The organism is Maribacter sp. PR1, from assembly GCF_028464145.1.
Classification (GTDB): Bacteria; Bacteroidota; Bacteroidia; order Flavobacteriales; family Flavobacteriaceae; genus Maribacter.
This window is the reverse complement of record NZ_JAQPCG010000002.1, coordinates 256298-281334: the sequence shown is the minus strand read 5'-3', so window position 1 is coordinate 281334 and position 25037 is coordinate 256298. Positions and strand designations below refer to the sequence as shown.

At 37.3% G+C, this 25037-nt stretch carries 14 protein-coding genes; 6 read left to right on the top strand and 8 right to left on the bottom strand.

Annotation, left to right across the window (positions count from 1 at the left end; all coding sequences use genetic code 11):
* Positions 1-83: 83 nt before the first annotated feature.
* The 4 genes from PP182_RS04850 (at position 84) to PP182_RS04835 (ending at position 8653) form a co-directional block, all read left to right on the top strand.
* On the top strand, positions 84-3182 hold the full coding sequence (locus tag PP182_RS04850) for a UvrD-helicase domain-containing protein (RefSeq protein WP_272650210.1): 3099 nt from the start codon (positions 84-86) through the stop codon (positions 3180-3182).
* 3 nt (positions 3183-3185) lie between these two features.
* Positions 3186-4379 carry a glycine C-acetyltransferase gene (gene kbl / locus PP182_RS04845; protein ID WP_272650209.1) on the top strand — a complete coding sequence of 398 codons (1194 nt, stop codon included), beginning with the start codon at positions 3186-3188 and terminating at the stop codon, positions 4377-4379.
* Between the two features lie 113 nt (positions 4380-4492).
* Complete coding sequence (locus tag PP182_RS04840; RefSeq protein ID WP_272650208.1) at positions 4493-5836, top strand: OmpA family protein; 1344 nt, start codon at positions 4493-4495, stop codon at positions 5834-5836.
* A gap of 78 nt (positions 5837-5914) precedes the next feature.
* Entirely contained in the window at positions 5915-8653 is a 2739-nt protein-coding gene (locus tag PP182_RS04835) for a PD-(D/E)XK nuclease family protein (protein WP_272650207.1), read from the top strand.
* A gap of 1 nt (position 8654) precedes the next feature.
* On the opposite strand, the gene PP182_RS04830 is transcribed toward PP182_RS04835, so the two are convergent.
* Positions 8655-9365, bottom strand: coding sequence for an SDR family oxidoreductase (locus PP182_RS04830; RefSeq protein ID WP_272650206.1), 711 nt, complete (start codon positions 9363-9365; stop codon positions 8655-8657).
* Between the two features lie 108 nt (positions 9366-9473).
* On the opposite strand from PP182_RS04830, the gene PP182_RS04825 reads away from it, so the two are divergent.
* Positions 9474-10793, top strand: coding sequence for a sugar porter family MFS transporter (locus PP182_RS04825; protein ID WP_272650205.1), 1320 nt, complete (start codon positions 9474-9476; stop codon positions 10791-10793).
* 275 nt (positions 10794-11068) lie between these two features.
* Here the strand turns inward: PP182_RS04825 and PP182_RS04820 are convergent, their stop codons facing one another.
* The gene (locus PP182_RS04820; protein WP_272650204.1) at positions 11069-12751 is read right to left on the bottom strand and encodes a response regulator; all 1683 of its coding nucleotides are present in this window, start codon (positions 12749-12751) and stop codon (positions 11069-11071) included.
* A 780-nt stretch (positions 12752-13531) separates the two neighbouring features.
* Between PP182_RS04820 and ccsA the strand changes: the two genes are divergently transcribed.
* Entirely contained in the window at positions 13532-16645 is a 3114-nt protein-coding gene (gene ccsA, locus PP182_RS04815) for a cytochrome c biogenesis protein (protein WP_272650203.1), read from the top strand.
* A gap of 10 nt (positions 16646-16655) precedes the next feature.
* On the opposite strand, the gene PP182_RS04810 is transcribed toward ccsA, so the two are convergent.
* Genes PP182_RS04810 through PP182_RS04785 form a run of 6 tightly spaced genes read right to left on the bottom strand, consistent with a single transcriptional unit; the run spans position 16656 to position 24870 of the window.
* Positions 16656-17474, bottom strand: coding sequence for a GW dipeptide domain-containing protein (locus PP182_RS04810; RefSeq protein ID WP_272650202.1), 819 nt, complete (start codon positions 17472-17474; stop codon positions 16656-16658).
* Between the two features lie 10 nt (positions 17475-17484).
* The gene (locus PP182_RS04805) at positions 17485-19065 is read right to left on the bottom strand and encodes a hypothetical protein (RefSeq protein WP_272650201.1); all 1581 of its coding nucleotides are present in this window, start codon (positions 19063-19065) and stop codon (positions 17485-17487) included.
* A gap of 6 nt (positions 19066-19071) precedes the next feature.
* The gene (locus PP182_RS04800) at positions 19072-20922 is read right to left on the bottom strand and encodes a cytochrome c3 family protein (protein WP_272650200.1); all 1851 of its coding nucleotides are present in this window, start codon (positions 20920-20922) and stop codon (positions 19072-19074) included.
* Positions 20898-22700, bottom strand: coding sequence for a hypothetical protein (locus PP182_RS04795; protein ID WP_272650199.1), 1803 nt, complete (start codon positions 22698-22700; stop codon positions 20898-20900). Before PP182_RS04795 ends, PP182_RS04800 begins: the two co-directional genes overlap by 25 nt.
* Before the next feature lie 38 nt (positions 22701-22738).
* Complete coding sequence (locus PP182_RS04790) at positions 22739-24076, bottom strand: NAD(P)-binding domain-containing protein (protein ID WP_272650198.1); 1338 nt, start codon at positions 24074-24076, stop codon at positions 22739-22741.
* Complete coding sequence (locus PP182_RS04785) at positions 24076-24870, bottom strand: hypothetical protein (protein WP_272650197.1); 795 nt, start codon at positions 24868-24870, stop codon at positions 24076-24078. Before PP182_RS04785 ends, PP182_RS04790 begins: the two co-directional genes overlap by 1 nt.
* Positions 24871-25037: the final 167 nt, after the last annotated feature.

Below are 25037 nucleotides of genomic sequence, written 5' to 3'. Positions count from 1 at the left end.
CTCAAATTTAAGGATTTTAACATTTATATTAACCCAATAATTTGTTAAGAACTGTTCCATAATCCTTATTTTGCAAGGAAAAATTGGTACAAGAAAGTCCTTTTAAGATATTTAACGCCTCGGCAGGCTCTGGTAAGACCTACGCTCTTTCCAAGGCATATCTAAAAATTGTGCTTTCTTCCCCAAATAACTTTAAACGGATATTGGCGATAACGTTTACCAATAAGGCGGTAAACGAAATGAAATATCGTATCCTTGAAAGCCTTTTCACCTTTGGCAAAATTGACTCTCTGGAGAAGGCACCTTCACTCTTTATTGAATTGATGGATGATTTACGTTTAAGCAGGGATTCCTTAAGGGAACTCAGTAAGCTTAGATTAAAGGAAATCCTGCATAACTATGCCTTTTTCGATATTTCTACCATAGACAAATTTACCCATAGGATTATACGCACTTTTGCACGAGATTTAAAAATTCCACAAAATTTCGAAGTTGTTTTGGATATGGATATGCTCCTAATCGAAGCCGTATCCAGAGTCTTATCAAAAGCGGGGGAAGATCAAGAACTTACTGAAATCCTTATGGATTTTGCCATGGAAAAAATCGATGACGATAAAAGTTGGGACATTGGTTTTGATCTTTTAAAAATTGGAAAGTTACTTTTGGATGAGAACAATACATCACATATTCAAAGTTTTGGTGAAAAAAAACTATCCGACTTTAGAGCATTACAAAATCATTTACGTTCCTTAAAAAAGGATACGGAGAAAAATGCCTTCCATATTGCCAAAGAAACAATTTCCTATATAGAATCCATGGGGGTCGCCATGGAACATTTCCCGAGGCAGACTTTGCCCAATCATTTCAAAAAAGTCTTGGAAGGCCAATTAAAACCTTCCCTTTTATATAACAACAAGCTTGAGGAAAATCTATTGGAAGGTAAGGTGCTAAAGGCCAAAATGGAACCCCCTACGGAAGATTTTTGCAATAACCTACTGCAGCGATACTTAGACCTTAAAGAGATTATCTACAAACGTAGTTACCTCCTTAACATCTATAATAATCTTGTTCCGTTAACTTTATTGAACACCATAAACGAAGAATTAAAGCAAATACAATTGGAAAAGGACCAACTATCCATTTCTGAATTTAATAGTATAATTTCCAAGGAAATAAAAAATCAGCCCGCACCATTTATCTATGAGCGTTTGGGTGAAAAATACAGGCATTATTTTATAGACGAGTTTCAAGACACCTCAGAAATGCAATGGAACAACTTGATTCCACTAATAGCCAACGCACTCGAAGGCGCAGACGCACAGGGCAGAACGGGTTCATTGTTTTTGGTAGGAGATGCTAAACAAGCCATATATAGATGGAGAGGCGGTAAGGCCGAACAATTCTTAAACTTAGCAACACAAAACTCCAATCCTTTCTCCGTAAGCAGCGAGGCATATATGCTGCCTAGGAATTATAGGAGTTACGACGAAATCATAAAATTCAATAACAGTTTTTTTCAAAGTATCTCTCCACTTTTAGAAAATTCACTTTACCGAAGTTTTTTTGAAGAAGGGAATAAGCAAGAAACCAATAACAAAAACGGAGGATATGTTAAGCTAAGCTTTTTAGAGGAGGAAGAAGATTATATCTACGCCGAAAAAGTTGTCGAGGCAATTAAACAGTCCTTGGATAATGGGTTCGATTATAGCGACATTTGCATTATAGTCCGCAAACGAAAACATGCCGTAATATTGACGGATTTTCTCATGAAGGACAGTATTCCGGTTATTTCTTCCGATTCCCTTTTGCTATCCAGCAGCCCAAAGGTTCAATTCTTAGTTTCCTTAGTACACTATATATTGGTTCAGGATAATAAAGAAAACAACTATAAGCTACTGGAGTATTTATCGGGTGCAATTAAAAATAAACACGATTTTATTCATCAACATCTAAACAACCCCGGTTCACTGCTTAGCGACCATTATCATTTCAATGTAGAAAAACATAAAGGCCAATCGCTGTTAGATACAATGGAGTACGCCATCAAAACTTTTGATCTCGCTCCTTTAACTGATGCTCACCTCATGTCATTTATGGACTTTGTTTTTGAGATAGAACAAAACCATGGTACAGATTTGCAATCATTCCTTACTCATTGGGAAATAAAAGCGGGCAAACTCAGCATCAGTACTCCCGAAAATACTTCGGCAATACAGATAATGACCATACATAAATCCAAAGGGTTGGAGTTTCCTGTAGTTATATTTCCATATGCAAACACCAAAGTTTTTGAAGAAATAGATCCCAAACTATGGGTTTCTGTGGATTCGAAGTCATTTTTAGGATTCCAAGAGTTACTTATTAGTAAAAAACAGGAAGTTCTAAATTATGGAAGCATAGAGGCTGCCTTATATGAAGAAGAACATCAACAATTACAATTAGACGCTTACAACCTACTATATGTAGTACTTACCAGAGCAATAAACGCGCTCTATATTATAAGTTATCAGGACCTAAAAAGGGATGGAATCTTCAAGACTGATTATTATTCGGGACTTTTTATGCATTACTTAAGCCAGCAGGGAATGTGGCAACAAGACAAAATGGAGTATGATTTTGGTACGGTTCCAAAGCAATTAAGAGTAAATGATGTTAATGATTCAGAAATAAGCATACCATATATATATACGCATAAGGATAGAAAAGCATTTAAAATCCATACTAAGGCGGGTATGCTATGGGATACGGAAAGGGAAGCTGCAATACAGCAAGGAAACATTATACATCATATTCTTGGGAACATAGACCATGAAGAAGATTTAGAAGTAGCTTTAGAAAGTGCTCGTAAAAAAGGATTGTTAGGTCCTGCTAACTACAATACGGTTCGAGATATACTCTATAAAGTAATAAACCATTCAAACTTAAAGGGTTTCTTTACAAAGGACAACCTTATACTTAACGAAAAAGAACTGCTTTTATCCAATGGGGAAGTTTTAAGACCCGATAGGGTGGTAATAAATAAAGGCCAAGTTCATATTATTGACTATAAAACCGGTAAAAAAAGTCCAAAATACAAGGAACAAATAGAAGCCTACGCTAATGCTTATAGGGATATGGGATATGAGGTTAAGAATAAAATCATTGCGTATATTAACGAAGATATAATAATCGAATTTACTTAAAATATGTACGGAAAAATAAAAGAACACCTTCAGGAAGAACTAGAACAGATAAAGGAAGACGGCCTTTATAAAAAGGAAAGAATTATTGTCTCTCCCCAAGATGCGGTAATAAAAATTTCTACAGGAGAGGAGGTTATTAATTTTTGTGCCAACAACTATTTGGGGCTTTCTTCACATCCAGATGTTATCCAGGCGGCAAAAGATACTTTGGACTCCCATGGCTTTGGAATGTCCTCCGTAAGATTTATTTGCGGTACTCAAGACATCCACAAGGAATTAGAAAATAAGATAGCCGATTTTTATGGAACCGAGGATACCATTCTATACGCCGCAGCATTTGATGCCAATGGCGGTGTATTCGAACCTTTACTTACGGCTGAAGACGCCATTATATCAGATTCTTTAAACCATGCTTCCATAATAGACGGGGTAAGACTATGTAAAGCCCAAAGATATCGCTATGCAAATAGTGATATGGAGGATTTGGAGAGTCAACTAAAAAAAGCTAATGAAAGTGGAGCACGGTTTAAAATCATAGTAACCGATGGTGTATTTTCCATGGATGGTTTGGTCGCCCCTTTAGATAAAATCTGTGATTTGGCCGATAAGTATGATGCCATGGTAATGATAGACGAATGTCATGCCACAGGTTTTATTGGTCCCAAAGGCATTGGAACTCTGGAAGAAAAAAATGTAATGGGGCGTATTGATATTGTAACCGGTACTTTAGGAAAGGCCTTGGGCGGTGCAATGGGTGGTTATACTACAGGAAAAAAAGAAATCATAGAAATACTAAGACAACGATCAAGACCATATCTGTTTTCAAACTCTTTAGCCCCAGCTATTGTAGGCGCATCCATTAAAGTTTTTGAAATGTTGGCTAACGATACCAGCCTACGAGATAAATTACAGGCCAATACAGCATATTTTAAAAAAGGCATGAAAAAAGCAGGTTTTGACATTATAGACGGCGATTCTGCGATTGTACCTGTGATGTTATATGATGCAAAACTATCGCAACAGATGGCAGAAAAACTATTAGAGCAAGGTATTTATGTCATAGGATTCTTCTATCCTGTGGTACCCAAGGGCAAGGCGAGAATACGTGTGCAACTATCAGCAGCCCATGAAAAAACACATCTGGACCAAGCAATTAATGCTTTTATAAAAGTAGGAAGGGAACTAAATGTCGTTTAAATGTGCATTTTATACTATTAAATGAGTTAAAAAAACAGGAAATTGATTTTGTTAATAATATTTAACAACTTACATTTGCAGCTAATAAACACTTAAAACTTAAAATTTTGAACATGAAACATCTTAGCAAATTATTGGTTGTTGCCCTACTTGTTGTAGGTTTTAACAACGTACAAGCGCAAGACGAGAATAATCCTTGGCAAGTGCAGTTCGGGGCTAACGCCATAGACGTATATCCAACTGGGGATGTAAGTTCTTTTGGTAATGAATTCTTTAATGTCAACGATCATTGGAACATTCTTCCTTCTATCTCTTATGTTGGGATATCGAAAAGTGTTGGTGATGGTTTTTCTATCGGAGCCAGAGGTTCCCTAAACAAAATCAGCAAATTAGGTGACGTTAGCGTTGATGATTTATCTCACTATGCTATAGATGGTACAATAAAATATGACTTCATCAAAAGAGAATCGGTTATTGATCCTTTCATCGAAGTAGGTGGTGGTTACACTTGGGTAGATGAAATCGGAGCTGGTACTGTTAATGGTGGTCTTGGAATCAACTTTTGGTTCACAGAAAATATTGGCCTTACCTTACAGTCTACTTACAAACATGCTTTCGAAGATTACGGAGTTAAGCATTTTCAACATTTAGCTGGTATCTCTGTTAAATTTGGAGGTACTGATACGGATGGAGACGGTATATATGACAAAGATGATGCTTGTCCAGAAGTTGCTGGTCTTGAAGCATTCAACGGTTGTCCAGATTCAGACGGTGATGGCATAGAAGACAGCAAAGATAGCTGTCCTAACGAAGCTGGTTCTAAAGAAATGAACGGTTGTCCAGATGCTGACGGTGATGGTGTAGCTGACAAGGACGATGCTTGTCCTAACGAAGCTGGTCTTGCCGCTCTAGCTGGTTGCCCAGATGCTGATGGAGATGGTGTAGCTGATAAGGATGATGAATGTCCAAACGAAGCTGGTCCATCTGAAAATAACGGATGCCCATGGCCTGATAGTGATGGAGATAGCGTTCTTGATAAAGACGATCAATGTCCAGACGTTGCCGGTACTGTCGCTAACGCTGGTTGTCCAGAAGTTACCGAGGAAGTTCAGAAACAATTGAACGAGTACGCAAGAACAATTTTGTTCGATACAGGTAAATCTTCTATCAAAGCTGAGTCTACTTCTGTAATGGTTGATATCATCCAAATTTTGAATGAATATCCAACTGCTAAATTTACAGTTGAAGGTCACACTGATAGTGTAGGTAGTGCTAAATTGAACCAAAGTCTTTCTGAGTCTAGAGCTCTTTCTGTAAAAGAATTCTTAGTAGACAAAGGAATCGAAGAATTCAGATTATCAGCTGTAGGATACGGTGAAGACAAGCCAATTGCTACTAACAATACAAGAGCTGGTAGAGCACAAAACAGAAGGGTAGAAATTAACTTAGTAAAATAAGTTCACCTTATATAAACATTAAGTGTTTTAATACAATAAAAGCTCCGCATAACGCGGAGCTTTTTTATTTTTACATCAATGGTAAGTTTTCTTGAAAAGGTCATTGATGAATTATACAATATGGGAGTTGATATTGATCAATGTATCTATGTCCTTCCTAGTAAAAGAGCTGGGACTTTTTTAAAAAAAATCATTTCTAAAAAAATAGGTAAAACAATAGTCTCACCCGGCATATATAGTATCGAAGAGTTTGTTGAAAATATTTCTGGATTATCCTACGCTTCTCAAACCCAACAACTTTTTCAGCTTTATAAAGCCTATTTGCAAGTTGGCACCTATGAAAAAGAGTCTTTCGAATCCTTTCTTAATTGGGGACAAACCCTGTTACAGGACATCAATGAATTAGACAGATACCTTGTTGACACTTCATCCTTATTTTCAGGCTTATCGGCAATCCAAGAAGTTAATCATTGGTCCCTACAAAAAGATAGAACGTCCTTAATGGAAAACTATCTACACTTCTGGAAACAATTAAACCAAATTTATAGTACCTACAATTCTAACCTCCTAAAGAATGAGGCAGGCCACCAAGGACTCGTTTACAGAAAAGCTTCTGAAAAAATTACTGATTATGTGGCGAATACTAATAAATCCCATATTTTCATGGGCTTTAACGCCATAAATACTGCAGAAAGTAATATCATTCAAACAATACTTGCCAATTCTAATTCAAAAATATATTGGGATATAGACGAATATTTTCTAAAAGATAAATTACACGATGCAGGACTTTTTATAAGAAAACACAAAAATTCATGGCCGTACCTAAAATCCAATAAGACCCAGGGTATAAGTACATACTATTCTAAGCCCAAAGAAATACAAGTTGTAGGTGTGCCAAAAAATATAGCCCAAACAAAATACGTTGGAAGTCTATTGGAAAGAATGGCACTAGAAAATCCAAAAGGATTAAAGGATACCGCTGTTATACTCGGGGATGAATCCTTATTAAATCCCTTATTACACAGCATTCCAAAAAGTATTCCAGACATCAACATTACAATGGGGCAGAAAGTGGAACTTTCAGGAATAGCCACATTTTTTACTTCCTTCATAGATTTACATCTATCCAAAACAAAAAGAGGTTGGTTCTATAAAGACTTTACCAAATTCTTGAACAATCCCTTTTCGGTAGCACTTCTAAAATTTTGTAACATAGATGTGGGTGCCATAATAAACAATATTTATCATAAAAACTGGATTTATTTATCCGATAAAAAAATCCAAGAGCTTTTGGACAATCGTTCAACAATTATTTCATCTTTATTCTCTACATATAAAAATCCAAAGACCTATGTCTCAAAATGTAATACTTTAATTTTAACGTTTAAAGATATATTTGAGGAAGCCGAGGACCATTTGGCATTGGAGCAACTTTTTAAAATAAATACGCTCTTCAATCAAATTAAGGATTTAATTGATCAGTACGAGTATCTAACTTCGCTTAAAAGCTTAAAAAGTCTGTACCAACAGCTCATCGCCTCGGAAACCTTGGACTTCCAAGGAGATCCTTTAGAAGGCCTACAGATTATGGGGATGTTGGAAAGTAGAAATCTAGACTTTGAAACTGTAATTCTAACTTCCGTAAATGAAGGGATATTACCTTCTGGAAAATCTAACAACTCCTTTATTCCGTTCGATTTAAAAGTAGAGTATGGGTTACCCACCTATAAAGAGAAGGATGCCGTATACACTTATCACTTTTATAGACTTATTCAACGAGCAAAAAAAGTATTTCTTATCTACAACACAGAACCGGATGTCTTGGAAGGTGGGGAGAAAAGTAGGTTAATAACCCAAATTCTTACGGATGAAAACCGTAAAGATGTAACCGAAAGGGTTCTAGCACCTAAAATCCAGGAAATAAAAAAAATTGAGAGGGAGGTGCATAAAACTCAAAATTTACTGGAAATGCTAAATGCCTATGCTATCCAAGGATTCTCGCCTAGTTCACTGAGCAATTATATTAGAAACCCCTTAGACTTCTACAAGCGAAACTTAATGGGGATAGAAGATTCAGATGACGTTGAGGAAAATATTGCCGCAAATACAATGGGGACCATAATACACGACACGCTGGAGGAACTCTACACTCCTTTCCTAGGTAAGGAAATTCTCAAAGATGATCTTAAAGACGCACGGACAAGGATAACAACCTTAGTACGGACCAACTTTAAAAAAACATATTTGGATGGAGCCTATGATAGCGGTAAAAACCTTATAGCTTACAATGTCATTATTAAGTATATCCAAAACTTTGTGGATAACGAAATTGAACAATTATCCCATCATACCATTAAAATCCTCGGATTGGAGAAAAAGCTACATGTAGCGGTTACTTTACCGGGCTCCAATAAGAATATAATTCTTAAAGGAAAATTGGACCGTATCGATACTTTCGATGGAATAACCCGAATCATAGATTACAAAACAGGGAAGGTAGAAAAGAGAAATTTAGAGGTTATCAATTGGAGTGATATCATAGAAAATTATGACTTTAGCAAAGCCTTTCAATTACTCTGTTATTCCTATATGTTTCTGAAGACCAATGAATCTGAAAACATCTATGCAGGGATTATAAGCATTAAAAACTTGAAAGAAGGTGTAATGCTATTCTGTAAAAAAACTTCCGTTCGGGACACAAAAAAGAACCCCATCATAGATAGAGCCGTTGTTCAAGAATTTGAGCAATTACTCTTTAGTTTGATTGAGGAAATCCTTGACCCAAAAATTCCTTTTATTGAAAAAGAGGTTTAGCCTATTTCTTATCTGGTCTTGTGGGTCTTACTTCAATTTTACTGGGTAAAGTTCTTGGATGCATCCTCAATAAGTCCAGAACAAGTCGGCCAATGTCCTCGGGTTGAATCTTCCAAGCATCTGAATCATCCGGCTCATTATTATTGAAATGTGATGCTACTGAGCCTGGCATTATTGTAGTGACTTTAACATCATACTTTCTTAAGTCCAACATAGCGGCCTGTGTGAAACCAACTACTCCAAATTTGGACGCGTTATAACCTGCTCCAGAAGCAAAAAAGTTTGTGCCCGCCAAACTTGCCAACGTCATGTAATAACCCTTGGTCTTTTTAAGCTCTTCAACTGAAGCCTTTAAGGTATGAAAAACACCATTTAAGTTCGTATCTATCATCTGATGCCATTGGTCCTCCGTCATTTCATCGATTGGAGCAAAATTACCGACCCCGGCATTGGCCAAGACTACATCTAGATGCCCCCATTTAGCTATGATTTGACTAATAGCATTCATTTCATCCTCGATGTTGCTAACATCAGATACTACTCCCATAGTATTTTCATTGTTCAAGCTCTTAAGTCCTTTTTGTACACTGGCATCCGACCTTCCGCTAATAGCCACTTTTATTCCTGCATTCAAAAGAGATTTTGCAACTCCTAATCCTATACCCTTAGTGCCTCCCGTAATATAGGCCACCTTGTTTTTCAAATCGTTCATTTTTGTTTTTTTACAAAATTATCAATCCCAATGAACTAAAGTAGCGGATTTGCTTAAAGATTTAACGGGTTTGATTTACTATATTTAAAGGTTTTAAAATATAAAAAGATGAACAAAATTGTACTTTGGTCAATCACTGCCGCATTAGCAGGATTTTTGTTTGGGTTTGATACCGTAGTTATTTCCGGTGCCGATAAAAAATTGCAAGCACTTTGGGAAAGTTCCGATGTCTTCCATGGATGGGTAGTTATGTCCGGTGCGCTTTGGGGAACTGTAATCGGTGCTATTTTCGCAGGAATCCCTACCGACAAATGGGGAAGAAAAAATACTTTGATTGCTATAGGAATTTTGTATACCGCGTCCGCAATTGGGTCTGCCCTGTCCAATGACCCATTAACTTTTGCCATTTTCCGCTTCCTAGGAGGTATTGGCGTTGGTGTTTCTACTATTGCCGCTCCAGCCTATATCTCAGAAATATCACCGGCAAACAGCAGAGGCAAGCTCGTAGGTTTTTATCAATTTAGTCTTGTTTTTGGTATTCTTGTGGCTTTTCTATCGAACTATCTCCTAAGTGGTATAGGTGAAAATGATTGGCGATGGATGGTAGGAGTTGAGGCCTTCCCGGCCATAATCTACACGTTGTTCATTTTAACCGTACCCAAAAGCCCAAGGTGGTTATTGATGAACGGTAAAGATGAAGAAGCGGGAAAAATACTCAAGATCATTAATCCACAAGGGGATGTACAAGAGATGATTTCAGAAATTCAAAAAAACGATGTACAGCCAGAAAGCCATGAAAACATATTCATGAAAAAGTATCGCTTTCCACTGATTCTTGCCTTTCTTATCGCGTTTTTTAATCAGACTTCGGGAATTAATGCCTTTTTATATTACGCACCCAGAATCTTTGAAGAAGCTGGTCTGGGAGAGAGCACTGCGCTATTGAGCAGTGTAGGTATTGGCATTACCAATATGTTATTTACCCTATTGGGTATAAACCTTGTGGACCGCTTAGGAAGAAAACAGTTAATGTATATCGGTTCTATTGGCTATATTATTTCGCTTTCATTAGTGGCCTGCGCATTTTTCTTTGGATGGCAAGGCATGGCCGTGCCGATATTCCTCTTTATATTCATTGCAGCCCATGCCATTGGTCAAGGGACCATTATTTGGGTATTTATTTCTGAAATATTCCCTAATCATTTAAGGGGTAGTGGCCAATCTTTTGGCTCTTCAGTACATTGGATTTTAGCAGCCGCTATCCCTGCGGCAGTACCATTTTTGTTCTCCACTATAGGTGCCGGAATGGTATTTACCTTCTTTGCCCTTATGATGGTGCTACAACTGTTGTTCGTTAAGTTTATGATGCCGGAAACAAAAGGAATATCCTTGGAAGAGCTCAGCAAAACCCTCACCCAGAAATCTTAGTTCAGGAGTTTTAAACACTTATGGTGATCTTGGTCTGGATACCAAGTCTGGTACTAAGGGTTACTGCGCCCCTTAAAAAAGATGAAACCTTTAATGTAAAAAAGGAAAAAGTAGTTGTTTCACTTTGGGTATTAACCCATCAAGGGGCCGTATCTCTTGACAACTACATTATTGATCTTTTGGTAATTGAACCAATTTAAATTGGAATTTTAAGAACTATTATGCGAAAGGTATTTTTCCATATAACCTAAAACCCGCTACTCTTCCCTTTAAAATTAGGAGGCCATCGGCATATCCATCACCTCTTCGATTCTGTTGAACAGTTCTTCTGGATTGAAGGGTTTAAATACGAAACCGTTCATTCCACTTTGAAGAATCTTGTCCTTTACTTCTAAAAATACAGAGGCGGATAGGGCCAATATCGGTACAGTGGTATTGAATTTTCTGATTTCCATTGCCGAAGTGTATCCGTCCATTACCGGCATCTGAATATCCATTAGGACGACATCATAAATGTTCTTCCTTACCATATTGACAGCCATTAGCCCATCAAAGGCAACATCAACAACTAGGTTTGCCTTCTCCAATACCTGTTTGCAAACCATGATATTGATTTTGTTGTCCTCTACCAACAAGATTCTTCTGCCCTTGAGATTCCGCTCTTTTTTTTCAGTGTCATAGTCCAATCTTCCATCCGAGGCCAGCTTTAATTCGAGATCAAAGTAAAAGCGACTTCCGATTCCTACATCGCTTTCAATTTTTACTGTTGAATCCATAGCTTCCAAAACGCTCTTGACAATGGGGAGGCCAAGTCCCGTGCCACCATAAAAACGATCCGTACTCGTAGAAGCCTGAGTAAACGGTTCCCATATAGTCTCCAATTGTTCCTGCGCAATACCGAATCCAGTATCAATGACTTCGATGCGAACATGTATACTCCCAGTTTTTTCCTCCTGTTTCTTAATTTTTAAGGTCACACTTCCTTTTTCTGTAAACTTTATGGCATTGGAGACCAGATTGTTTATCGCCTGATTGAAACGGTCTATATCCAACCATACACTTGGAAGTTCTTCATCAATTTCCAGTTCCAAGGAAATTCCCTTCTTCAAACAGGCGGGACCATGTATCTGTTTCATCTGTCTCGCAGCTGCTTTTATATCGGCGGGAATCGGATTGAGTTGTATTCCACTGGATTCCATTTTACTAAAATCCAATACGTTGTTCAGTAAGTTAAGTAATATTTTCCCCGAGTAATTCAATGCCTCTATGTTCTCCCGTTGATCTTCTCTAGGGTTCGTATCCCCCAAGATATGTGAAAGCCCGGTAATCGCATTTAACGGTGTCCGAATCTCATGGCTCATCATGGTCAAGAATTTGGACTTGGCATTGGATGCTTCGATGGCTTTTTCCCGTTCACTATGAATCCTCGAAAAAAATTGGAGGTTAATGACCGAAAAGAACACCAATTGATAAGTAGTGAAAATTGAAGTGGTGAGAATGGAAATAGGATAAACGTACCTTCCGGCCATAAGTTCATCCAGCTTCGTAGTTGTAAACAAGTTGAAATCAGTTGCGTACAGAAGAGACCAAAGCGCCATTGATAACGATGGAAAAATCAGGATATACAATCTTTCCCTTCGAAATGAAAAAAATAAAAAAGGTAACCCCATGGCGAACATTAGTATGAACTCCACGCTACCGGCCTTACCGATAAAGGAAGAGGTTACGGCAACGCTCAAATTAAAGACAATAAGGTAAATAAATCTGGCCAAAGTCAGGTTCCCCCTCTTCGAGATTACCGCAGATAACACAAAAAAAGGGACCGTTACCCCGATATAGTTGCTCAACTCGAACAATTCCGAACTTCGTGCTAAAAAAAACCAGAGCACTGAAATAATCATGGTCAATAAGGAAAGCTTGTAAACAATGTTTACTCTACGTTTTGAGAATTCGGACATAATTCAAATAATTGATATTCATATTAATCAATTTAAATATCGCAACTAATGTAAGAAATTACTTATATTTTGTTGTCAAATCAATCTTTATGTATATGAAAGTATCGAAACGCGCATTAGAAAGTCTCTTAAAAGATTAATTGGGTATTGCCCATAATATGAATGCTGCAGCAAGTAATTTTGTAGATTGGTTACACAAAGGAATTGACTATTGAAGTTGAAAGCCGATATTACTTATTTGAATTTATTTATAGTCCAAACTATATTCGAACTTATAAAATAATTAAAATATACATGTTCAGATTATGATTGTGGATAATTACACGCTAGAGTAAATTTGGAAAATGAAGTAATATTTACTTTGAACATTGCTAAAATTAAAAGTTCGAATCGTTTCAGAGCTAGAGCCCCTAACCTATTCCTTTAATAAACAATATGTTACAATCATTTTTTCAAAATAGGTAACCGAATTGATCTACCCGAAAGGCGTTTCGACGCTTTCGTTGTATAAACGTTAAGATAAGAGTGTCTAAACAGTATTAATTGATTTGAATTTTATATTTTTTCTACCCTTTTCTGTTGTGAAAGACTTCAAGTACTCCATAACCTAGATTTTAAGGATTTTGTTTGAGTAATTCTAGACTTTCGGCTGTTATACTAAAAAGAAGGGCATTAAATTTTTGGTTTTGCTTAATCTTAAAATAGTATAGCAATAAACCAATTGTTTATGTCAATTGATTTTACTTTCCACACAAACTCTTAATTGCCAGTCATTTTACCATGTTGAACATCTTTCAGAAATCAAAAAAACTTATTTCTAGTCTTTTTAACACCAGAGCTGCCGGACTTTATATACTACTATTCGCCGCAGCCATAGCTATCGCCACTTTTGTGGAAAACGATTTTGGCACCAGTGCGGCACAAAAGGTCATTTTCAAATCTTGGTGGTTTGAACTCTTACTTCTATTATTCGGTATTAGCATTATTGTGAATATTTTCAAGTTCCGAATGATTCCTCAAAAGAAATGGCCATTATTACTATTTCATGCGTCCATCATTATCATTTTAATAGGTGCGGGTGTAACACGATACTTTGGTTTTGAGGGTGTTATGCATATTCGAGAAAATAATGCTTCCAACCGCTTTTTATCATCCAATTCATTTTTGAAATTTAAGGTGTCAAAAGCTGGGCAAACCTATGATTTTGAAGAACCTGTTTTGTTCGCCTCCTTAGGAAATAATAGTTGGAGTGAATCTTATTTAATTGGTGATGATCTTGTTGAGATAAAAGTCAAAGATTTTATACCCAACCCCAAACAAAGGTTGGTCGAGAGTATTGACGGTAAACCTACTATACAAATTGTAGTTGCAGGGGCAAATGGAAGGGAAGAGTATTTCATCAATCAAGGTCAAACAAAACGCATCCGCAATTTTGTATATAATTTCAAGGAAACGCTACTACCCAATGCTTTCAACATTGTTTTACGCAATGATTCATTATTTTTTTCTTCCGATAGAACCTTTACACAGACCGTAATGGCCACACAACAAAAGGACACTATTATGGGCTTCAATACCTATAACCCTTTGCGCTTAAGATCACTTTACTCTGATGGCAGTACAAATGTGGTGTTTTCAAAATTTATGAAAAGTGGTAAAGTTCAAATGGTTTCTGAAAGTTCAAAAATCAAAAACGAGAGCGTAAACGCCGTAGTAATGGATATATCCGTTAATGGTAATTCGCAGGAAGCTATGGTGTACGGTAGTAGAGGAAATTCAGGAAGACCTCAGCTATTGAACTTTAATAATTTAGACATCTCGGTATCCTATGGTTCCAAAGAAGTGGTTGTGCCCTTTCAAATAAAACTCAACGAATTTATACTTGAAAAATATCCTGGTACTAACAGTGCCTCTTCCTATGCGAGTGAAGTTACCCTTATGGATTCCAGAAACAATGAACGCTTTGATTATCGCATTTTTATGAATAATATATTAGATTATGATGGCTACCGTTTCTTTCAATCATCTTTTGACAAAGATGAGAAAGGAACCTATTTAAGTGTAAACCACGATTTTTGGGGTACTTGGATTTCCTACATAGGCTATGCCCTATTGACCATAGGTATGCTATGGACTCTGTTCAATAAGAACACCCGTTTTTACCAAGTCACCCAAAAAATCAAAAAACTTAGAGCAAAGAGCGGCACTTTTATCCTAGTCCTGTTTATTTCTTTATCCGCGAATGCTCAAGAATCTTTTGTTAAAAATGCAGTTGAAGCAGACCATGCCAGCGAGTTCAGTTCTTTGGTAGTGCAGGATTTTAAAGGAAGGATGAAACCTATGCATACCCTCTCTCGGGAAATTATGCGGAAATTGGCCCGTAAGGAAAGTATGTACGGGTTAAGTGCTGACCAGATTATATTGAGTCTTTTTGCGAATAAGCAAGCGTGGTACAGCGCACCGATCATCAAATTGGGAAAACATCAAAACATTCATAAATTGTTAAGTGTTGCGGAAGATTATGCCGCATACAAAGACTTCTTTGACCAAAATGGCACCTATAAACTACGGGAAGAAATGCGTAGGATCTATAGTTTGGATCCCATTGATAAAGGGGTCTATGAAAAAGAACTCATGAAAATTGATGAACGTATCAATATTCTGAGTATGGCCTTTTCTGGGTCACTTTTAAAAATTATTCCAAATCCTGGTGACCCAAATAATACTTGGGTATCCAATTCAACCCATAATCACAGCCAAAACGACGGTCATAATCATGAAAATAATGTGGCCGATAAATTTTTCAATGCCTATGCTTCTGCATTAAAGTCCGGAATTACTAGTGATAACTATGATCAGGCTAACCTATTACTTACTGAGCTAAAGGATTACCAGAAGAATAACGGTGGTGAGGTGCTACCTTCAGATACAAAATTAAATGCTGAAATTCTGTTGAACAAAATGAATGTGTTTACCAGATTGGCAATCTTCTATTTTCTTTTAGGCCTGGCATTATTGTTTTTCCTGTTCCTCTCCGTATTTAAACCAAATATCAAACTTAAAAAGGTGTATCAAATTTTATTTGCCTTGGTGGTAATTGGCTTTGTACTGCACACTATAGGGCTTGGTCTACGTTGGTACGTTTCCGGACGTGCACCTTGGAGTAATGGTTATGAATCTATGATCTATATTGCCTGGACCTCTACATTGGCAGGTGTTCTGTTTACAAGAAAATCTTTTGGAGGGCTTGCCGCAACCATGGTATTAGCGGCAACCATTTTATTGGTTTCTACCTTAAGTTTTCTTGATCCTGAAATTACGCCTTTGGTTCCCGTCTTAAAATCCTATTGGCTAACCATTCACGTTTCTTTAGAAGCAGGTAGTTATGGTTTCTTGATGCTAGGTGCCATCATAGGCTTAATTAATCTTGTCCTCATGATTTTCTTGAAAGAATCCAATATGGATAGAATTAAACGAATTATACAAGAAATGTCCTATATCAGCGAGCTTACCTTAATAGGTGGACTATTTATGGTAAGTGTCGGCACCTATTTAGGTGGTGTTTGGGCCAACGAGTCTTGGGGAAGATACTGGGGCTGGGATGCCAAGGAAACCTGGGCTTTGGTTACTATTTTGGTATATGCATTTATTCTACATATGCGTATTATACCAAAGTTAACAGGCCTTTTTGCTTATAATGTTGCCACAATTTTTGGATTGGCATCCGTACTTATGACCTATTACGGTGTAAACTATTACTTATCCGGATTACATTCTTATGCTACTGGAGACCCCATTCCTATTCCGAATTGGGTATATATTGTTGTAGTAACAATAGTAATTATAAGCACCTTAGCGTACCTTAAAAAGCGAAAGTTTAAAATAATATCCTAATCTAAAATAACTATTTAATCAAGGTACCGTTTTCTAAAATCAGGTCGTACTTATAACCTGCGCCAAAATCTCGATTTAAACTTACGGTAGCCTTAATAGTGATATCCGAACCTTCTGGAACAAATGAACTTGAGGTAACTACTAAATCAAAGTCATTCTTACTACCATCCTGGATATGGAGCCAATTGCGCTGCATAATATTAGGGTTGACCTTTACACACTTTCCGTTAATTTGAACGGAATACCCTTCATATTTTTTGGGGTCTTTTACCAATTCAGAAATTTTAATAGCTCCTTTAAATTCAACTTTTTTATCCGTATGGGTAGGAATATCTTCTTTTACAACCCTAACTTTCTCCATGGTAGGACTACTGGTCGCAGTATTTAATTGGCCCACATGTTTGGAATGGTCTTCTGCAACTAAATTGGTAACCAGGTAAATGGTGTCAAATACCCTATTGTACTCTTTACTTTCAAAATTTGTTTTCAAAAGTGGGTTTCTGTAAAAATAAACATCCCCTTTGGCCACTTCCTGTTTTCTAGAAGCGATCCAAAATTGTTTGTTTGAGTCCTCAATAACTTTTAAATATACATAACGGTCTGTAGGCAGCACTTCCTTAACCACCACTTTATGTAAATCTTCATTAAAGGCACCCGTATTATTTTGGGTGACCTGAATATCTGGATTAGGAGCGAAAATGCCACTTCCGCTAGACTCGGAAACTCCATCTGATTCTGTGGAAGGTGCAATGACCTTTGGTCCATTATTACAGGAGCTAACCATTACCGTAATAGCTAGTACGCTTACTATATTTAATTTAATTCTCATGATATAAAATTTAAAATCGTTGTATTAATCTTGTAAAAATCCTTATGTTATTTTCTTGGTTATACATAGTATACTCCCCTGAAATACTGAATAATAGTTTTCTTGTAATGTTATAGGATACATCAGCTCCCATATAATGTTGATCAAAAGTATTGAGCATATTCACATAATCGTAATGCACATATCTATAGTAAACATTGGTATTTAATCTTCCACGTAAAAAATCGCGATAATAACGTGCGGAACCAATATTACTTAATAAATAATTGGAATCATTTCTGTTATATGATAGGGAGAGTCTACCTCCAATATTTGACAATCTAGAAAAAGTAACAAACCCATTTATATTGTCCGATTTGTTTTCACTATTATTCTGAAATCGTTTACTGTAACTGGCGCCCGCCATTATACCCTTGTAAGGTTTAAAATTAATACGGGCACGTGCTCCCTGACGTGCCATATTATTATCCAGCAATCTTTCAATATCTGTCTGGAAGGTTTCATAATACAAAATGCGTTTTCTTGAATCATAAGACAGTGACAAGTTTAGCTTTCTATTGAATCGATATCTAGCGGAAACATACAAATTGGTCAATCTAATATCATTACTCACCTCATTGTTCAAATTGCTAAACAAATCTACCTCCAATGATGAAAAAACGTTCAAGTTTTTTAAAATGGTACTGTTATGTTGAAAATAAGCATATCTACGGTCTATCTCACCGCTATTTTGCTGTTGTATAAACCCTAAAGTAGTCTGGGAATATAAATCGTCACTATCTGTTGCAACACCAACATAACCGCCATATTGCAGTAAGTTGGAATTGAATCCAAAATCAAAAATATCAGGTCTAAAACCAACAATGGCGCCTATATATTTTTTACCAAAATACTTTTCGGCCTGTAGTCCATCAATAGCACCCAATGATGATATTTTTGGATTGATATTTCTTCCTAAAATTACCGACAAAGAGGGCAATACTTCGTAATGTGCCGCTAAATTATAGACTCTGAAAAGACTATTTTGTCGAAGTGAAGAACTTTCACCAGAATCTAATATTTGCCGATAGTTTAAATAAGTATTAAATGAAAATTTAGAATTCCGTAGATGATCTGCGTTCAAGGAAAGCCTTCCCATAAATCTATGGCGATCATCCCTGTTACTCGCAATAATGCTTTGACTACTGGCGGATATCCTACCTCTTATATCTTCTTTATAAAAGGGTTCCTCTTCTGCTAAATCGGTCGTTCCTAAAGTTAATTCCTCCTTTACAATTTTAGGTGCTTCAATCTTCTTTTTAGGTATAACGTTATAAGTAACGGCATCTCCTTTTTCTACAGCACAACCATTTATAATTTCACAAACACAAGAGGTTGTAGATTTACTGGTAACGACCAAGCAAGATGCACTACTAGCTTTTAGCTGCAAAGAATCACCAATTGCTATTGGTTCTGTGTCCGTAAAACGGACATAGATATTCTGGGAGGTCACAAAAGTTACCTTACCCGTTAACGTCTTATCAATTTCTTGACCAGACATAATAGGCACCAGTGCCATGAAGGCCATTATAAAATTTAATAGTTTTTTCATGCAAACTTATTCTCTGCCATTAGGGTGGCATTCATAACATCTTTGATTGCCCAGATTTGTATTGTGGTCATCCTGATGGCAATGTATACAGTCAAAAACCGTAAAATTGTTTGGTGTAGTATGGCATTCTATACAGGTATCCCAAGTCTCGCCTTGACGGTGGTTTCCAGAATAAATGGGAAAATAATTATCATGGTCAAAAGTCGAAGGGCTCCAACCAGGAGCCGTTGTATGGCACGAAACACAATCGGTTGGGAAACCTGCTGCCTGGTGATTAGGATCAGTGGTCTGGTTATAATCATCTTGATGACAATTGACACAGTCCGGTGAAAGTCCAGTATAGGTACCATTGGTATGGCATTGGTTACAATCCTGAATGTCATGTCCTTGTGTCAATGGGAAAAAATCATGATTTATTGACGCAGGAGACCATCCCGGGTTGGTACTATGACAGGATGCGCAGTCCGTTGAAAAACCGCTGGTCTGGTGATTTGGGTCTTGGGTACCGTTATAATCCTCTTGGTGGCAATTGACGCAATCCGGGGAAAGCCCTACATAAGTGCCATTGGTATGGCATTGGGTACAATCCTGAATATCATGCCCCAAAGTCAACGGGAAAAAGTCATGGTTTATTACTGCTGGTGACCATCCTGGGTTGGTACTATGGCAAGAAGCACAGTCTGTTGAAAAACCACTGGTTTGGTGATTAGGGTCCTGGGTACCGTTATAATCCGCTTGGTGACAATTTACACAATCGGGGGAAAGACCCGAATAGGTGCCATTGGTATGACACGCGGTACAATCCTGTATGTCATGTCCTTGTGTCAAAGGGAAAAAATCATGGTTTATGGTTGCCGGGGTCCACCCTGGATTGGTCGTATGACAAATGACACAATCGGTAGAAAAACCAGTTGTTTGGTGATTTGGGTCCTGCGTACCGTTATAATCCTCTTGGTGACAATTGACACAATCAGGGGTAAGACCAGCATAGGTACCATTGGTATGGCATTCGATACAATCCTGAATATCATGACCTTGCGTTAGAGGAAAAAAGTCATGGTTAATAGTTGCCGGTTTCCAACCTGGAGCGGTTGTATGACAAGAAGCACAATCGGTTGAAAAACCATTGATTTGATGGTTAGGGTCTTGCGTAGCAGCATAATCCTCTTGGTGACAACTTATACATTCCGGAGAAGCATCTGCATAGTTTCCTGTGGTATGACATTGTGTACAATCTTGAATATCATGACCTTGTGTCAACGGGAAAAAGTCGTGATTTATACTTTGTGAATCCCAGCCAAAACCCATTGGATTGTGACATTCGGTACAATCCATAGAAAACCCACCTGCTTGATGGTCTGGACTTTGTGTATTGGCATAATCATCTTGGTGACAGTTGATGCAATCATTCCCAATACGATCAAAACGCAAGGCCGTTTCAGATGTATGACATTCTATACAGCTTAAATTACTATGTGACCCCACCAAAGCAAATCCATTTTCTTCATGAATTTCCGGAATATTATTTACCAACCAGGATTCTGAAGTATGACAACGAACACAATCATTACCCACAGATTGACTATGAACATCTGTATGGCACGTGGCACAATCCATTGGAGCTCCTTTAAAAGTCAAATCCTCATGGCATAACTTACAATCTACCATCTGATGTGAACCTTCTAAAGGAAACTCAGTCTTATCATGGTCATATTGCAGGGAATTAAAATCAATAGTCCACCCAGAAGGGTCGTGACACTGTTCACAGGCCACCCTAAAATTTTCACCATGTGGCGATTGGGCATTTACTAGAAATAACCCAAATAAAAATGCTATTGTAAATGACAGTCTATACATCTGAATTTTTCTAGTTTATAAATCGTTTCAACTTCACCTGCTGCATTGGTGACCTCATGACATGAACTACAGGCTATTTTATCATGTTCCCCTTCCAACGGGAAATCCGTCATATCGTGATTAAATCTTTTGGGGTACCAGCTATCCGTTACATGGCAGCTTATACAATTCGTAATCCCATCCTCCTCAAAAACAGTCCCGTGAACATTTTCATGGCATGCATAACATTCCGAATTTAGGTTGGCGAATTCCTGGACTATTTCTTTGGGTTTATTTTCATTTTCAGTAAAGTGACATTCCCTACAGTCCACTTCCAAATGCTTGCCATCTAGCGGCCAATCTGTTTTTGAGTGATCAAAAGGAACATCGGCCCATGCCTTATTACTATGGCAATACCTACAGTCATCTTTTGGATAAAATTTTTCATCTATAAAATCTTGATGGATGTCTTCATGGCAATCCACACAATCTGTCCCCATTTCCCTAAAAGTCCACCTATCTTTTCTTTCATCTACATGACAGGCAAAACATGGCGTTGCTACATGTGCCCCTTCTAACGGAAACTTTGTTTCCTGATGTTGCTCCAAGGTATACAGACTATAATCAAATCCTTTTTCCAATGAATGGCAGGTTACACAATCTGGTGTTATTTCATTTTCGGTAAATTCACCCTCGTGGTAATCGGCATGGCAATTATTACATGCACTAAAATCGATAGGTGTTGAAAACCTTTTTTCATGACATTCCCTACAATCTACTTCTGTATGTTTTCCCTCCAACGGATAATCTGTAACATTATGATCAAAGAAATCCATGTTCCTAAGAGACAAAAAGCTGGTTTCCCTATGGCATTTTACACAGTTGGTACCGTAGGATCCATTATGGACATCTTCATGACAACTAACACAACTATTTTCATTGACATTTCTTTGATCTTGAAAAACCAAAAGTGGCTCCGACGTAGGTGTATGACAATTAAAACAGTCCGTGGTCTTGTGACTACCCTTTAATTCAAATCGAGTAAGGTTGTGGTCAAATTTATCCATTCCGGCAAATTCATTGAAAGAGGATTCCGTATGGCATTGAGCACACTGACCAGGTAATTGTTCGTTGTGCTTATCTTCATGACAACTCACACAATCATTAAATTCAATACCTGTAAACTCCTGAAATTCAAATCCGTTCTGGGTCGTAATTTGGTGGCATTCTATACAGTCTACATCTATATGTTCTCCTTTTAAAACAAATTCTGCATCAGCATGATCAAATAATGGTGCAGGTTCAAAACCTTGCATATCATGACATTGCCTACAGTCTTCGGCAAGGGTTCCCTGATGATAATCATCATGACAGGATAAACAAGCTTCATCCAAGCCTAAAAATGTTTCCTTATTCTTATTAATGTCCAAATCTTGAATATTATCTGGTGTGTGACACTCGCGACAATCTACTGTTTCATGTTTCCCCTCTAGCTCATATCCGGTGAGATTATGATCAAAAGCATCCTCGTCAAACCGCATCATATCAAACTTTCTACCATTATGCTCACCATGGCACTCCGCACAATCTTTTTTTACCACTTCTGTATTGCCGTGATAACCACTTTTTTTATTGACCATAGTCTGTATTTCCGTATGGCATTCCAAACACAAACGGTCCAACACTTTGTTCCCTAATTCATGACATTGGGTACAATTGCTTATACCCTCCAAATCTGCATGCGCATCGGTCAAGTCACCAGGTGAAATTTGGCCGTATATCGCACCTATTACCAGCATCAAAATGAGGGTTATATGTTTCGTTATATTTCTCAATATTATTTATGCGATTTCATAATATGACCAAAGCGCTTGGTTATTTTCACTCCGGCACTTTCTAAAAAGCTAGTGGGCAGTTCCCCACCGGCAAAAATGTACACCAAATCATTTTCGAATTCTTCTGGTTCTCCCCCATCAATAGTCATGAGTACACTTTTATCCTTTATTGAAACCAAATTGGAATTGTAAATGACCTTTATAATGTTATTGCTTTCAGCCTCTTGGATTTTATCTCTGTTTTTGGGTTTCAGCCTAGAAAATTTATCCTTCCTATAAGAAAGAATTACCTCATTGGCATCCACTAACAACATAGCCGACTCAATAGCGGAATCACCACCGCCTACTACTATTACTTTTTTATCCTTAATTAATTCTGGCTCTAGAAGCCTATAGGCCACTTTTTGACTTTCCTCCCCTGTAACCCCTAATTTTCTGGGCGTACCACGCCTACCGATTGAAAGCAGCACTTGATTACATAAAAATTCTTCGCCAGTATTGGTAACAATCTTGAATACTTCATTTTCTATAGGGACAATTTTATCAACTTTAGAATGTTCTCGTACATCCAATTGATGTTCAGCAATTACTTTTTTCCAGATCTGTAAGAGTTCATCTTTATTGGTATCGAACAATTTAACCTTACCATATAAGGGTAGGTTCATGGGCGCGGTCATCACTATTTTTGACCTTGGAAAAGTATAAACCGTACCCCCTAAAGAATCTTGTTCTAAAGTGATTGAGGTCATGTTATTTTCCTTCGCTGCCAAAGACGCGGAAATTCCTGCTGGTCCAGCACCAATGATGACCAAATCCAAAACACCTTCTTTTGAGGGTTTCTTTGATTTGAGCATACTTTTTACCGCCATTTGGCCTTGTTCAACACTATTCTTAATAAGGCCCATACCACCAAGTTCACCAGCAATGTACATTCCCTTTATATTGGTTTCGTAATCCTCACTGACATGCGGCAAATCCACACCTCTGGTCTCCGAACCAATTCTAAGGGAAATCGCTTCTACGGGACAAGCATGAAAACAGGCACCGTGACCAATACAATTGGAGGTGTTTATTACCGTTGCCACACCATCTACAATCCCAAGAATGTCCTTTTCAGGACATGCGGTTATACAGGCACCACTACCAATACAACTTTTTAAATCTATAAACGGATGTAGGGAAACAGGTTCAAAAAGGCCTTCTATTTTAGCCAATTTTACTTTTTCCTTGGTCTTGGTATAGTTCTTCTTTTTTTTACGGGTATAAAAAAACAAGGTGATTGCACAAAGCGCAAACACGGTTCCGTAAATTATAAATTGTTCCAGCAATACCTCGTTCATTAGAATATCCATTTATAACCAAGGGCAAGCGTTACCGCCACATGGATGATTACAACTACCAACATGATAATTGCAAAAGGCATATGTATCACATGCCAGTATTTAAATAGTTTTTGCATTTTTTGAAGTCTTGCAATTTTTTTAGTTAATGAAAACTCCTTTTTTGCAATGCCTAAAATCTCTTTGCGATCCGTTTTAGAAACGTCTTTACGCCCCAACACCTTTTTTAAATAGCTCAATTTTTTACCGCTATCGTCCGTGTTTTCTTCACTCATTAAGTTTGAAACGATATCAATGGTATTACTCTCTAAATTATATTTCTGGTGCAGCGATACGGCCAAGTTTGTTTTCATATTGTTCAACTCGCCAATACTTAATTCCCTACCTTCTATGGTTCTTGGGATTTGGTTATAAATAAACCTCCCTAAAACTCCACTAAGCACCACCGCCGTCATACTCCAAAATGCAATAGATACAATACCTCCAAACTTGAACGCTGTATGAAAGAGAATCATAATAGGCCCTACGGTGCATAAAAAAATATGAAACTCAAGCAGGTATTTTAGTCTGATAAATCTGCTTAGTAAATTATATCGTTTTCTTAGAATATATATGGTAACCCCAAATACGATCAAGAAGGTTCCTATGATACCCAAACCCTGACCTTGAATACCACTGGGTTTAAACCAATTATGGTTTGGATGATAAAACCGCTCTTCCAAGGGTGTTAAATAATAGGTGTATCCGGTATAAAAAAGATATATGGTCACCAATATTGTCACTAACACCATCATACTTATATAAATAAAATGGACTGTTTTAGTCAATGCTATAGTATTTAAAAATTATCTATTGTTAGTACTTCCTTTATAATGAAAAACTGTGTAAACACCCATATTCAATTAATATTTTTATTTATTACAAAACACTAAATATCAACGCAATAAACCATCTCAATTGG